The 12,739-nt window shown below is 64.2% G+C and carries 14 protein-coding genes; 7 read left to right on the forward strand and 7 right to left on the reverse strand.

All coding sequences use genetic code 11. The annotated features are described in order from the left end of the window. Positions 1–21 precede the first annotated feature (21 nt). The 3 genes from tilS to dacB form a co-directional block, all read right to left on the reverse strand. Positions 22–1,092: a tRNA lysidine(34) synthetase TilS gene (gene tilS / locus AC1RJY_RS11115; RefSeq protein WP_498602427.1), complete on the reverse strand. Its 1,071-nt coding sequence runs from the start codon at positions 1,090–1,092 to the stop codon at positions 22–24. 92 nt (positions 1,093–1,184) lie between these two features. Next, complete coding sequence (locus tag AC1RJY_RS11120; RefSeq protein ID WP_011772908.1) at positions 1,185–2,306, reverse strand: zinc-dependent metalloprotease; 1,122 nt, start codon at positions 2,304–2,306, stop codon at positions 1,185–1,187. A 60-nt stretch (positions 2,307–2,366) separates the two neighbouring features. Continuing rightward, complete coding sequence (gene dacB / locus AC1RJY_RS11125; protein ID WP_498602429.1) at positions 2,367–3,812, reverse strand: D-alanyl-D-alanine carboxypeptidase/D-alanyl-D-alanine endopeptidase; 1,446 nt, start codon at positions 3,810–3,812, stop codon at positions 2,367–2,369. A gap of 147 nt (positions 3,813–3,959) precedes the next feature. Between dacB and AC1RJY_RS11130 the strand changes: the two genes are divergently transcribed. From AC1RJY_RS11130 to AC1RJY_RS11155, 6 genes are all read left to right on the forward strand, one after another. Beyond that, positions 3,960–4,448, forward strand: a complete 489-nt coding sequence (locus tag AC1RJY_RS11130; protein WP_014920365.1) for an inorganic diphosphatase — start codon at positions 3,960–3,962, stop codon at positions 4,446–4,448. 199 nt (positions 4,449–4,647) lie between these two features. Then, a complete protein-coding gene (locus AC1RJY_RS11135; RefSeq protein ID WP_011772906.1) occupies positions 4,648–5,661 on the forward strand; it encodes a hypothetical protein in 1,014 nt (337 codons plus the stop codon). Next, positions 5,658–6,434, forward strand: a complete 777-nt coding sequence (locus AC1RJY_RS11140; protein WP_014920364.1) for a hypothetical protein — start codon at positions 5,658–5,660, stop codon at positions 6,432–6,434. Before AC1RJY_RS11135 ends, AC1RJY_RS11140 begins: the two co-directional genes overlap by 4 nt. A 47-nt stretch (positions 6,435–6,481) precedes the next feature. Continuing rightward, a complete protein-coding gene (locus AC1RJY_RS11145; RefSeq protein WP_011772904.1) occupies positions 6,482–7,117 on the forward strand; it encodes a hypothetical protein in 636 nt (211 codons plus the stop codon). Further along, positions 7,104–7,739, forward strand: a complete 636-nt coding sequence (locus tag AC1RJY_RS11150; RefSeq protein ID WP_498602300.1) for a hypothetical protein — start codon at positions 7,104–7,106, stop codon at positions 7,737–7,739. The genes AC1RJY_RS11145 and AC1RJY_RS11150 overlap by 14 nt, the downstream gene beginning before the upstream one ends. A gap of 58 nt (positions 7,740–7,797) precedes the next feature. Then, positions 7,798–8,397, forward strand: coding sequence for a hypothetical protein (locus tag AC1RJY_RS11155; RefSeq protein ID WP_011772902.1), 600 nt, complete (start codon positions 7,798–7,800; stop codon positions 8,395–8,397). Positions 8,398–8,479: 82 nt separating this feature from the next. Here AC1RJY_RS11155 and AC1RJY_RS11160 read toward each other — a convergent pair whose 3' ends face one another. Genes AC1RJY_RS11160 through AC1RJY_RS11170 form a run of 3 tightly spaced genes read right to left on the reverse strand, consistent with a single transcriptional unit; the run spans position 8,480 to position 10,433 of the window. Further along, the gene (locus AC1RJY_RS11160; RefSeq protein WP_011772901.1) at positions 8,480–9,076 is read right to left on the reverse strand and encodes a DUF3618 domain-containing protein; all 597 of its coding nucleotides are present in this window, start codon (positions 9,074–9,076) and stop codon (positions 8,480–8,482) included. Further along, the gene (locus AC1RJY_RS11165) at positions 9,073–9,504 is read right to left on the reverse strand and encodes a phage holin family protein (RefSeq protein ID WP_011772900.1); all 432 of its coding nucleotides are present in this window, start codon (positions 9,502–9,504) and stop codon (positions 9,073–9,075) included. Before AC1RJY_RS11165 ends, AC1RJY_RS11160 begins: the two co-directional genes overlap by 4 nt. Beyond that, the gene (locus AC1RJY_RS11170) at positions 9,501–10,433 is read right to left on the reverse strand and encodes a hypothetical protein (RefSeq protein WP_238324459.1); all 933 of its coding nucleotides are present in this window, start codon (positions 10,431–10,433) and stop codon (positions 9,501–9,503) included. Before AC1RJY_RS11170 ends, AC1RJY_RS11165 begins: the two co-directional genes overlap by 4 nt. A gap of 183 nt (positions 10,434–10,616) precedes the next feature. Here AC1RJY_RS11170 and AC1RJY_RS11175 point away from each other — a divergent pair, with 183 nt between their 5' ends. Beyond that, positions 10,617–11,699, forward strand: a complete 1,083-nt coding sequence (locus AC1RJY_RS11175) for an FUSC family protein (RefSeq protein WP_238324457.1) — start codon at positions 10,617–10,619, stop codon at positions 11,697–11,699. Positions 11,700–11,702: 3 nt separating this feature from the next. Here the strand turns inward: AC1RJY_RS11175 and AC1RJY_RS11180 are convergent, their stop codons facing one another. After that, on the reverse strand, positions 11,703–12,737 hold the full coding sequence (locus AC1RJY_RS11180; protein ID WP_498602301.1) for an NAD-dependent epimerase/dehydratase family protein: 1,035 nt from the start codon (positions 12,735–12,737) through the stop codon (positions 11,703–11,705). Between the last annotated feature and the right edge of the window lie 2 nt (positions 12,738–12,739).

Consider the following 12,739-nt stretch of genomic DNA (forward strand, 5'->3'; position numbering starts at 1 on the left):
TGTTTTGATGCTCGGGTGCGGCTACTGTTGGGACGGTTTCTGATGCCGGAATACTAGCTTCCCACAGCGGGGGGCTAGTCGGGGAACGCCGTCAGCCGCAGCACCCGCCGAAAATGCGGACGAAGCACCCGCGGAAACAGGCCGTTCCTGCTCCAGATCGCTGAGGGACAAGCGGTACACACTGACATGGCCGGGCAGCTCCACAGGCCCTGCCGAGCCTTGCCTGCGAAGCAGCGCTTCCGCAGCTTGGAGGCGCCCGTAGCCGGGTTGTTGACCTCCGACGTCGGCCGCCGCCTTCGCGATGACGCGGAACCTGAGCGCTGCGGGCAGCTCACGAACGGCGTCTTCGGGCAACCACGCGCCATCGTCCACGCGCTGCACAAGTGAGAGATAGGTCTCGTTGGCCAGATCTTCAAGGAAGTCCGCGTCTTGCTGCAGGATTGCCGCGGTCCGGGCCAGCGACTCTGCAACGCCCGGGCCGAGTTTCTCTTCCAAAACCGGCATCACTTCAACACGTGTCCTGGAGCGGGCGAAGGCGGGATCGGCGTTACTGGGATCATGCCAAGGATCCAGTTCCTCAACCTCGCAGATTTCCAGGGTCTCCTCGCGCCGAAGGCCAAGGAAAGGCCGGAGCAGGCGTCCCCGAGCGGGCCTCATCCCCGCGAGAGATCGGGTTCCGGATCCGCGAGCCAACCCCAGGAGCACCTGTTCGGCTTGGTCATCCAAGGTGTGGCCGAGCAGGATCGCATCACATCCGAGGTGGTCAGCAGCGGACTCCAACGCAGCGTGGCGGGCATCCCGGGCTGCGGCCTCGGGACCAAAACCAGTTGAAGCTACTTCCACGGTCCGCACTTCTACCGGAGAAAGCCCCAGCTCGCGCAGCACAGACGCCGTCCGGGCAGCCACCTCCGCGGAGCCGGCCTGCAGTTGATGATCCACCACCACGCCCGCCACGGACACTGGATGCCCGTCTACATGGCCGCGTCTGGCAAAGTATGCGGCAACGGCTGCCAAAGCCAACGAATCCGGGCCTCCGCTGCAGGCTACAAGCACACGCGAGGGATAGCCGGCAGAGGCCAAGGCGTTCTGCAACTGCTTCCGCGCCTTCCCGACGACGGGCGCCAGACGCCCCGGACGCCGTCGACCCTTACCGGCCGAACCGACAGCGGAACCGGAAGGAACGCTCAAAGGCCCATCCGCTCAAGCCACAGCTTGGAGTTGTGGATCTCTTCTTCAGTGGGCAGGTATTCGGCGGATTCCCACACCCGGTTGAAGCCCTCCATGCCAGCCACGGCAACAACTTCGCGGACGAACTTGGCGCCATCGGTGTACTGGCGCATTTTGGCGTCCAGGCCGAGGAGATTGCGGATGAACTTCTCCACCACGCCGCGGTCCTTGCCGCGCTCGTTGAAACGCTGACGGATGGTCTTCACTGAGGGAACGATGCTCGAATCCACGGCATCCATCACCACGTTGGCGTGACCCTCAAGGAGGCTCATGACGGCGGTGATGTGGGACAGGGACGCCTTTTCCTCCGGGTTCTGGAGGAGGTCCAGGATGGCACCGCGGCCCGGTGTTTTCTCGGAGGGGTTACGGTCCCGTAGGGACTTGGCTACAGCGCTGGCGCGTTCAACCAAAGTGTCCATGTTGCCCAGGAGGTTGCCGCTGAGCTTTTCGATTTCATCGAGCATGTGGTGCCGGAGCCACGGTGCGGCCGCGAACTGCACCCGGTGTGTTTGTTCGTGCAGGCAGACCCAGAGACGGAAGTCATCCGGGTGAACGTTCAGTTCGCGCTCCACGGAAATGATGTTCGGCGCCACCAGCAGGAGCCGGCCGCCGGGGGGCACGTTGGAATCCGGGGCGAGCGCGGCAAAAGGATCGTATTGGCCAAGGACTTTGCTGGACAGGAACGCGAGCACGGCGCCAAGCTGGGTGCCGGTGATGGCACCGCTGGCAGCAGCCGCGGCCGGGGTCATGGCCACTCCGCTGCGGTTCTCCAGCATCTTCTTCAGCGCGGGCTGGAGCATCACGGAAAAGCTCTGGGTATTGGCCTTGGACCAGGAGGCTCGGTCCACCACCAGGACGTGCGAATCACGCAGGTCCCTGGCGGCATCCAAGCCGGTGATGTCGTGCACGTGCGGGACGGAGATATCCGCGTTGAAGCGCAGATTGTCCACGGCCTTGCCGATCTCCCCGGCGCTAAGCTCCGGGCCGGGAGGGGCAAGCCGGGCAGCCGTAGAGGCGGCCAGGTCCCAGTTGATCAGGGACGGGGCCCCTGCTGACGAATCTCGGGCAGATGACACCATACGGTCCATCACACCACACGTGACTGACAGTCAGCCTTAAGTTCGCTCCGCGCGGAGGATTCAGCCTCGGCACCCGCATGAGGCCAGCACCGACGCCGAACGGTCCAAGGCCACCTTGTTGCCCGCGGCTCCCGGGTCCAGGCCATTGCCGATGAACGAGAACACCAGCAGCCGGCCATCGGCGTCCACCACGTAACCGCTCAACGCGAGCACGGTATTTAACGTCCCGGTCTTGGCGCGTACCAGCCCGGCGCCCTCGGACGTACCGGCGTCCACATATCTGTCGTCCAGGGTCCCGGTGAGCCCGGCTACAGGGAAACCATCGAGCGCGGTCCGCAATGCAGGGTCCGGCCCGCTGGTGATGGCACGGACAACCTCGGCGAACTGGCGGGCGGTGACCTGATTCTCCAGGGCAAGGCCCGACACATCGGCCAACTGCATCGAATCCGTGGCGATTCCCAGCTCCCCCAGCCTTTGCCGCACGGCCGCAGTGGCGCCGTCGTACGTCCCTTCATGACCAGACGCCAAGGCGGTCATCCGCCCCAGCGCTTCCGCCAGGAAATTGTCAGAGGATTCCAGCATGAGGTCCACTTGCTCGCCGACGGTGGCTGACTCAGCAGCTGCCAGTTCTTTGGCGGGGAGGCCTTTGCCGCGTTCGACGCCGGGACTCACCGCTACGCCGGCAGCCGCCAACTGTTCGGCGAACGTTTGGGCGGTGGCGAGGGCGGAATCCTGGGGTCGGGGTCCGGTGAGAACGTCCGGGGCGTAGCGACCGGAGTTCAACGCCAAGGAGTACAAGGGCGCGGTTTCACCGGCGGCGACATCCTCCAAACTCCATGCCGGGTTAAGGGGCGCGCCGCTGAAGAGAGAGTCGTCAACTTGAACGGTAACGGGCCCCTTCACTCCGGCTGAAGCCAAAGCGGCAGCCGTGTCTGCAGCCAGGGACGCCAGTCCGGCCCGGCCCAGGACGGCTGTGGGCTCGGAAGCGGAAGCGCCCAGCAGCACATCCCCTCCCCCGGTCAGCACCACTGTTGAGGGATTGTCAGATGCGAGCACACGCGTGGTGAAACGGGTTTCGGGACCGAGCGCCTTCAAGGCAGAGACGGCTGTCAGCAGTTTCATGTTCGAGGCCGGGATGCGGTTGGCGGTGGCTTCGCGGTCAAAAAGCACCTGGCCGGTGGAGGCGTCCATCACCACACCGCTGATACTGCCCGCGCCATCCGGCTTGAGCGTGGCGTCAAGGAGCTTCGCCACCTCAGCAGGCACGGGAACGGGCGCCTTGGGATCCAGCGGAAGCACACTGTTTGCGCCCGAGAGTCGGTCCGGCACGTGCTGCCAAGCGGGAACGGAAGGTAGGGGCTTGGGGAAACTGAGCAGGCCCGGAAACATCCCCACAGCCACCACGGCGCCGAGGCACAGCAGGACCGTGGTCAATAGCACCGGCCATGTAAAGCGCCCCCACGCCGCGGGAACCCGCTTGCGGGCACCCCCGTTTTTAACGCCCATCATGGAAGCTGCTTGGTCCTGTCAGTCTTGAAATGTCCCCGCCGGTTCAAGAAACCCGGGCCTCTCGCTATATCCTCAATAGTAGTCGGCGGCGCCGGCGGCGCTTTTGCCTGCCGCGCCCCACCCACACCCGTCAAGGAGCATTCCATGAAGCACGACGTGACCATCGAGATCCCCAAGGGATCGCGCGTCAAGTACGAAGTTGACCACGAAACCGGCCGTGTCCGCCTGGACCGCGTCCTGTTCACCTCCATGCAGTACCCCACGCACTACGGTTTCTTCGAGAACACCCTGGGCGAAGACGGCGACCCGCTGGACGCTTTGGTTCTCCTGCAGGACTTCGATCTGCACCCGGGCGTCATCGTGGAATCCCGCCCTATCGGCGTCTTCAACATGACCGACGACGGCGGCGGAGACGCCAAGGTCCTCTGCGTCCCCGTTGACGCACGTTTCGACCACATCCAGGAAGTCAGCGACGTCAGCGAATTCCTGGTCAAGGAAATCGAGCACTTCTTCACGCGCTACAAGGACCTGGAGCCCGGCAAGTGGGTCAAGGCTGAAGGCTGGGGCGACCGCGCCGCTGCCGAAGCCGAGCTGGAAGCTTCCATCAAGCGCTTCTCCGCCGAAGGCCACTGATTTTCGCGGCTTTCAACGCCTGACGCTCGACGGCGGCTGGTGCGGTTCCCTCGGAACCTCACCGGCCGCCGTCGTTCTTTAACGGTTTATGCACATGGGCATGTCTCCCCATCGCGGCAGTTGACGGGTCCGCCTAGGCTGGGACGAGACTTTTCGATGCATGTTCACAGGTTCGATGCATATTCACAGGGGGTTCCATATGGCTGGGTTCTATGGCGCGGACATCGCGCAGCTTCGCAGTCTGGCGGGTGTGATGGGCAAAGCTGCCGACGCCATCAGTTTGCAAAGCACGCAGTTGTCCAACGCGATCAACTCCACCACGGCGTGGCAGGGCCGGGACGCCACGGTGTTCAAGGGCGACTGGAACAGCCAACACCGGCAGAGCCTCGTGAAGGCCGCCAACATGCTGCGCGAAAATGCGAGCCAGCTGAAGAAGCACGCCAACCAGCAGGAGTTCGCCAGCCACAATGATGGTTCAGGCACCTCGGTTGGTGTCCTCAAGGACGTCTACGACACCGCCATGGGCGCGAAGGGCGCGATCAGTCCGCTGGTAGCGGCCGTCAGGTACGTTCTGCCCGTCAAGCCACTGCCCAACGGCGTCATCGATCCCCGGCATGTGAGGTACGGCAAGACCAAGGAGATCCTGACCAACTGGCGTGCCGGCGGGACCGTCCTGAGGGACGGGATCACGGCCCTTCGCAACGGCGAAAAGGTCACGGATGTCATTACCGACCTCAAAGCCAACATCCCTTACAGCCAGGCTTTCCAGGAAGCCAGCAAATTCTCCAAGGGCCTGCGCATCGCGGGGGCTTTGGCAGCACCGCTGAACATCGTGGGCGGCATCAGCGACATGATCAACCCGCAGCATGACGGCTGGCGCGGCACGGGCGACCGCGTGGCCGGCGGCCTGTCCGTGGTGGGCGGCGTGGGCAGCATCATGCTCATGACCGCTGGCGGCGCAGCCCTGCTGGGCCCGATTGGTGCGCCGATTGTGATTGGTGCCGGGCTTGTTGCCGGGGCCTGGGCCTTGGGTAACCTGGTGGCCGACAACTGGGACTCCATCAGCAACTTTGCCCGTAACCCTGGCAGCTACATCGCCGATGGCGCCAAGGAAGTGGCGGGCTTCGCGAAAGATGTAGGCAGTAAGGTGGCAGATGGGGTCAGTGACGCCGCCAAATCAGTCGGGAACTTTGTCGGAGGGATATTCGGATGACCGCCAGCACCATGAATTGGACCGAACGGGACGTGCAGGCAGCGGCCAAGGTCCTGGCGTCGGCCAGCGCAACCGGCGCGCCCTTACCCACGCTGACCGACGAAGAAGTTGTGGCCCTGGATGGCGTGCAGCACGAACAGTTGGTGGCCCTGCCCTGGCTATCTGCCCAGGACGCAAGCAAGGAACTGATGTGCGCCGTAGCCTTGCGCGGACTGCTCGCCAAGGAACTCGTTTACCCGGTGATCTTCGAAGGTGAAGCCGAGCCTTCGCGTTTGCACGCCACCGAAGAAATCACCGGCGCCCTTACCCTGCGCCGCAGTGGCAGCAGCGTTGTTTCCGTGGAACGCACGGTGTCCACGGGAAAGCGCTGGCTCTACAGCTATCTCCACGACGACGGCGTGCTGCTCGAAGAAGTGGATGAAGGCGGCCTGCATGGCTTCACCGTCATAACCCGCGACCAACTGGCCCAGCGCCTCGCCGAATTCGTTGACCCGGAAAAGGCCGCCGTACGCGATACCGATCCCACTGGTTACACGGAAGCCCAGTTCGAGGAACACGCAGCAACTGCCTTGGCGGATACCCTGGCCGCGAGTACCGTGGTGGCCTTCAACTCGGACACTAACGAGTTCCCCACCATCACCGTTTACACCGGCCCGTCGGGCGTCCATGTGCTGACCCCGCAGGTTGACGGCGACTCGGTGTCTTTGGAGCTGAAGGAAACGTCCGCGGCCTCGCTGGCCGGCGTCCTCGGTGGTCTGGCCGGACTGGCCTGACGCTCCGCACCCAAGCCCGTACACCGCCGTCGAGCCGAAAGCCCCAGATGAGCACTCCGAAGTCCACCACCCTCACCGGTCTGCTTGACGCTGTCAACGGCCGCCCCGTTCGCCGCCATCCTGAGACCGGCGCGTACTTCGTCAAGGCGTCCGGAGGCGCGCACTTCTGGGGCCGCGTCCTGGATGCCCTGGTGTTCCTGGTTGGCTACGCGGTTTTGGCCGTGATCCTGGCCGTTGTGCGGGAATCCATGATGAACAGCGGCTCAGCGCTCGGATACAACGATGGTTTGTGGCTGACGCTCTACGTTGTCCTGTGGTTCGTGGGGTTGTTTGCCTACGGCATGATCTGGGGATCCGTGGGCAGTGTGGGCGACGCCGCCGCCGGCATGCGCTCCGTGCGGATCAAGAACGGTACGACGGCGGGAGCGTGGCTGGGCGGTTGGCGCGCCATCTGCTGGTCCTTCTTCCCGTTCTTCGTGGTGATGCTCATTGCCTCCGCAGTGAGTGGCGGCGGTGACGACACGTGGGAGCCGAAGTTTGCGGCCATTGACCGGCGCTCTGGCATCGCCCAAGGCCAGCAGCCCGTCCCGGACCCCAAGGTGGTTGCCGCGGAACAGGCAGCCGAAGCGGAACGCCGGAACATGCCAAACCTCTACGGCCAGCGTCCGGATGCGCGGCCGTAACTGGCTGGTTCGCCGGGTGGAGCGCAGGCTCGGGCCTGAGCTCGGTGGGCTGCGCCATGTCGCTTCCTCCCGCAGGGTCTTCTGGAAGGCGCTGATTCCTTGTTTGGTGGTGGGGTTCGTGTTCGGGACCATCGCGGAATTCGTCAGCCCCATTCGTTCAACCCGGGAAGCCGGACATTTCAGCGACCCCGCACTGTTCATCACCGTGGGCATCCTCACCGGCTTGTTGCTGTGGTCCATGACCCTCCTGGGAAGCTTCCGGAAACTGCTGGTGTTTGACCGCGGGGCGGTGGCCAAGTACTCCCAAAAGCACACCATGGTGGTGATTCCCTGGAGTGACATCGTGCCCGGGAGCATCAAGGCGGTGACCACGGCTGACGGCAGTGATCCCGACCGCCGCATGGTGGCACGCCAGAAGGTTTCGCTGGGAGCCGGCGGACGTAATGCACTGGTTTTCCAAGCCCGTGACACCCACTGGGTGTTTGCCTCCGACGAGGACCCGCAGCCGCTGGTCATCGCGATCCGGGAATGCCTGCGTGACGCGGGAATGGATGATGCTGTGCGCGCCACGGCAAGTGCGCTGCCCGCCGTCGTATTGACCGGACGTACGGCGCTTGACTGAACTGCAGGGGAATTTTGCCCTTGCAGACCCGCTACCAGCCGGTAGCATGTGATCCACTATGTTCACTCTCACCATCAACCAACGCGACAGCCGCCGCGACGGCGATCTTGTGCCGCAGCTGCTCAAGGACCTGCGGCACATTCCTGCGCGGCTCGACTTTGACCGCTCGGTTGAGGATGAAGTGCAAGGCATTGTCGAATGCAGCCACCAAGCCGTGGAGACAGCCCTGATCGCGCTCCGGACCGGCCAGTGGTACGTGGGAATCGGCGTGGGACCAATTAATGAGCCCCTACCCAACTTGGTCAAGGACGCTTCGGGGCATGGCCTCGTATATGCCCGCCGGGCAGTCGACAGGCTGCGGAACGGCAAGGAACGTGTCCCGGTCGCAGTGGACGGCCCCCTGACAGCCCTTGCTTCGGAGGCAGAGGCCGTGCTGCGGCTCCTCGGACACATCGTGCAACACCGGAGCACGGCGGAATGGCGGGTACTGGACCTGCTCACGCCCGGCGTCCGGGGCCAGCAGAAAGCGGTCGCCCAGGAACTCGGCATCACCACCCAGGCCGTGAGCAAAGCCTTGGCACGGGCGCAATGGTCCGAGGAACACGCGGCCCGTCCTGCTGCGGCCCGCTTGCTGCAGATGATTCTCGAAGTTCGCTGAAACAGCAACTGACTCGCAGTTGTGGTTGTTATGGGGCTCCAAAACAACCACAACTGCAAGTCAGTTGTGTAAACCGGGCAACTTACTGGTTGCTGACGTTATCCTTGGCCGTCTGTGCCCGGTCCTGGACGTCGGCGGCGGCTGCCTGGCCCTCGTCCTTGACGTTGGCTGCGGCTTCCGTGGCGCTGTCCTTGACGTTCTGCATCGCATCCTGAGCGGGCTCGCGAAGGTGCTCAGCGACTTCCTGGGCCGCATGGCTCAGCTCGTCGGTCAGGGGCTGGGCTGCTTCCTTGACGGCCTGGGCAGCTTCGCGCTCCTTTTCCGAGGCCGGGAACAGCGAGGACACCAGCAAGCCGGCGCCGAACGCGATCAGGCCTGCGGCGATCGGGCTGCCCTGGGCCTTCCGCGTGATCACCTGCGGGGCATCGCCCAGGTCCGAGACTGCACCGGAAACGTTGCTGGCCACGCCGGAGACAGCGTCCCCGGCCCGGTGCGCAGCGTTGCCTGCAGCATCGCTGACGTCGTCGCGGGCGCCGAACACAGCGGTCTTGATCTTGTCCACCCTGCGATTGACGATGTGCGAGGGCGTGACCTTGTCCGCCACGGCATCAACGTTGGTACTGAGCCGCCGGCGAGTTTCTTCGATATCGGCGCGCAGGGCGTCGGGGTTCTGCGTCATCGTGTCTCCTCAGTGTTCGGTTTCAAAGCGGGGGGTATTTCTTTGACCGTCTCGGCGGTCTGCGGCATGCCCTTGATGGTGTTGAGTTCCTTGCGGCCCTTGGCTGCCAAAACTGCTGCAACGATGCCCCAGATGACCGCGACAATAACGGCGGACCATCCCAAGCCAACAAGCTGACCCAAAGCCCACCAAAGGGCAATGGACAGGAACAGCACGGTGATGTGGCCGGCGTATGCAGCTCCGCCAAGCATTCCCGCGCCCTTGCCGGCCTTGGTGGCGGACTCCTTCAGCTCCGCCTTGGCCAGCTCCACTTCCTGGCGCATCAACGTGGAAACGTCGCGCGTCAGGTCGCTCAGGAGCTCACCGAGGGGAAGGGTCTCCGCCTTCACGTGGGCTTCTGTGGGAGGCAAATCGGCGGGACTGCTCATCGGTGACCTCCATACTGGGGGTCATCGGGATCGAGCGGTCCTGCCAGCGGGTCGCCTTGGGCCTTAACGCCACCGGCCTCGGTCTCCGGGTAAGGAAGGGTGGACCCGTCGTAGCCACCCGTGGTGCCTGCGTCGTAGCCGGTGGTGGTGGCCGAACCGTATCCGGCGGTGGTTGCTGTCGGTCCGGGGAGGTCCACTGCCGGAGGAGTTACCGCGCCGCCCTGGGTCGGGTAGTAAACGGCGCGAGGCGTCTCCGTGGTGGCGGGCGTTCCGCTTGCGGAGGCCGCGTCGGAGGCATTGCCTGCCATGCCCCGGCCAAGACGGCCGGCGAGTACACCGGCGCCGGCAGCCAGCAGCAGGAAGGTTCCTGGCTTGCGGCGTGCGAAGCCCTTGACTTCATCCAGCAGCGAGCCGGGATCCCGGCCTTCCAACCACTGGGCAACGGAGGAGGACCGCTGGGCTGCCTGCTGGACCAAGTCCGTGGCAACACCACCATTTTCAGTCGAGTTGGCCATGGTGGAAAGTTCGTCGGAAATGGACCGCAAACCTTCGGCAACACGCTGCTGCTGGGCCTGGGCCTGTTCGCTCAGCTCACCCTTGGTCTGCGTCAGCAGTTGGCGGGCATTTACCTTGACTTCATGGGCCACGTGTCCGGCCTCGGTCTTGGCGGTGTCCACGACTCCGCCCGCGGCGTCACTTACGGCGCCTGCTACACCCGCAGCTTCTTCCTTGGCGGTATCCACCTTGCCGGAGCTGTCGGAACCGGTTCCCGAACCAGCGGGAGTTCCACTGATTCCGGTGGTTCCAGCAGTTTGAGTCTCAACATCGGCCGAGTCCAGGTAGTTTCCCGTGAACGGTTCGGTGCCTGCATGGGCACCGGTGTTTGGCGCCGCGAAGCTTCCGTCCTGCGGCGATTTGCTCTCAGTCATTATCGCTCTCTTTCCACAGTTGGCAGGCTGCGGACAGCAGCCGGGATAGTAAGTATCGTTACTATCAATGGGTGTGTACCCGCTAACCAAGGTTCTAATCACCACAATTTCCAAAAGATGCTGTAGCCCACTTTCGGCTTTCTCCGCTCGACAGGTGGAGCCAGACCTGCCAACGTTGGGTTGATGAGCCAAATGCCCTTAAGGCGACGGCTGATTCCCGCGCTTCGAAAAACCATCACACGCCACCGCCTCCTCTTCGCTGCGAAAACAGCAGTCGCAGCGGGACTGGCCTGGTATTTGGCGCCCTTCATGCCCGGGTCTGCCGCCGAGTATCCGTATTACGCCCCACTGGGCGCTTTGGTCAGCATGCACCCCACTGTGGCGGATTCCGCCAAGCATGGGCTGCAAAGCCTGGCCGGACTGGTCCTAGGCATCGGAATGGCCTTCGCCATCACCACCGTGGCCGCCCCGACTGCCCTGGCTGTTGCGGTGGTGGTGGGGCTCGGCGTCCTCATAGGCGGACTTCCCCGGCTAGGGACGGCGTCCGAGTGGATTCCCATGGCCGCACTGTTCGTGCTGGTGCTGGGAGACTCCAACGCTGAGGGATTCTCTTTTGCGTACGTTCTGCAGATGGCCCTGGGCGTGGCCGTAGGCTTCGCTGTGAACTGGCTGGTCTTCCCGCCCCTGCACCTGGAGGACATCGATCCCGCCATCGCAGGTCATCAGGAAGCTTTATCCCGGCAACTCAAGGACATGGCCCGAGCAATGGAGGAGTCCTGGCCGCCCAATCATGAGGCCTGGGCAAGCCGCAGCGACGAACTCTCACTCACCGCGGCAGCTGTGCGGACGGCGGTGCACCAAGCTGAGCTGAGCGCCAAAGCAAATCCCCGGTCCCGCCGTCGTGCAACCCGCCTTCCCGGCGACCTCGCTGGTTTGCGGACCCTTGAACGCCTCACCTTCCACGTCCAGGACATCACCGATGTCCTGGCCAGCGCCATCTGGGAAAAAGACGCGGGCACGGTGATCCCGGATGCCGTGGTGGGCAACCTTTCCGAGGCCCTGGAGGCGACCGCGGCCGTGATTGATCATTGGCGCGACGCCGAGAACGGTGAGCTGGCCAATCGCTTGGCGCGAGCTAAGGACAGCATCACGGCGCTCAGCAACGCAGTGGCAGAGGCCGCAGCCGATCAGTCCTCTGTAAATGCACCAGCGTCAGTCGCCATGAGCCTGCGCCGTATTCTTACCGTGGTGTTGTCGGCCGAGTAAAGGCTAGCGCGGCGTCAGCGGCGGCGAGCCCTTCCGGCCCTTGCCCGCGCCGATCCCGTCCAGCATTTCCGCCAGCGACTCCAACGACGAATGCTTGGGCGACCAGCCCAAAAGAGTGTGCGCCCGGGCTGTATCCATGATGGGCGCGTTGGCCGCCATGTCCACCCAACCACCGTCGGTCACCTGCAGCCGGAGTCGCCAACTGACCTCGACGACGGCGCGCAGCACCGGAAGCGGGAACGGCATCACCCGCCGGGCGTTGAAAATCCACGCCAAGGCGTTGGGGTCGATGACCGGCTCGGCGGCGATGTTGTAAGCACCTTCCGCTCTGCGCTCCAACACACGCCAGTAGGCATCAGCGACGTCAGCAGTGTGGACGGCCTGGAACACCATCTCCTTGGGGATGGCAAGCAGCGGCAGCCACGGCTTACGCGGAACCAGGCGAGGCAAAACCCGTCCCAGGAAGTAGCGGCCAACCTCACTGCCGCCGCCTGCGCTGAACATCAGCGCGGGGCGCAGCCGGGCCACCACAATATCCGGGTTCTCCTTGGCGAAACCGTCCAGGAGCCTTTCCTGTGCCGCCTTGTCCGCGCTGTAATGCGAACTGCGGATGCCACCCGTTGGCCACCCTTCCTTGGTCCGTTGGTCCTTGGGAGCCGGCGAGTACGCTCCAACGGATGATGCGCACACGATGTGCCCCACTCCGGCCTTGCGGGCGGCGGCCAGCACGTAAGCTGTCCCGGCCACATTGGTCCGGCGGAGCATCTCCCGGTTGTGGTTCGGCTGGATCAGCCACGCCAGATGAACCAGCGCATCGGCGCCTGCCAAAGCTTCTTCCAGGGGGGGTTGATCCTCAGCGGCGCTGATGTCCAGGGTGTGCCAATCCACTCCGTGATACGGGGCGGCATCCTGATCAGGTTGCCGCCGGACGACACCCACCAGCTCCAAGTCCGCGCCCTCTTCCGAACGTGCCCTCTGGAGCCGTTTCAGCAGCTCCGTACCGCCGTGTCCTGTTGCACCGATGATCACAATACGCATGT

The sequence above is a fragment of the Arthrobacter sp. GW822-FHT05G07 genome, from assembly GCF_058799755.1.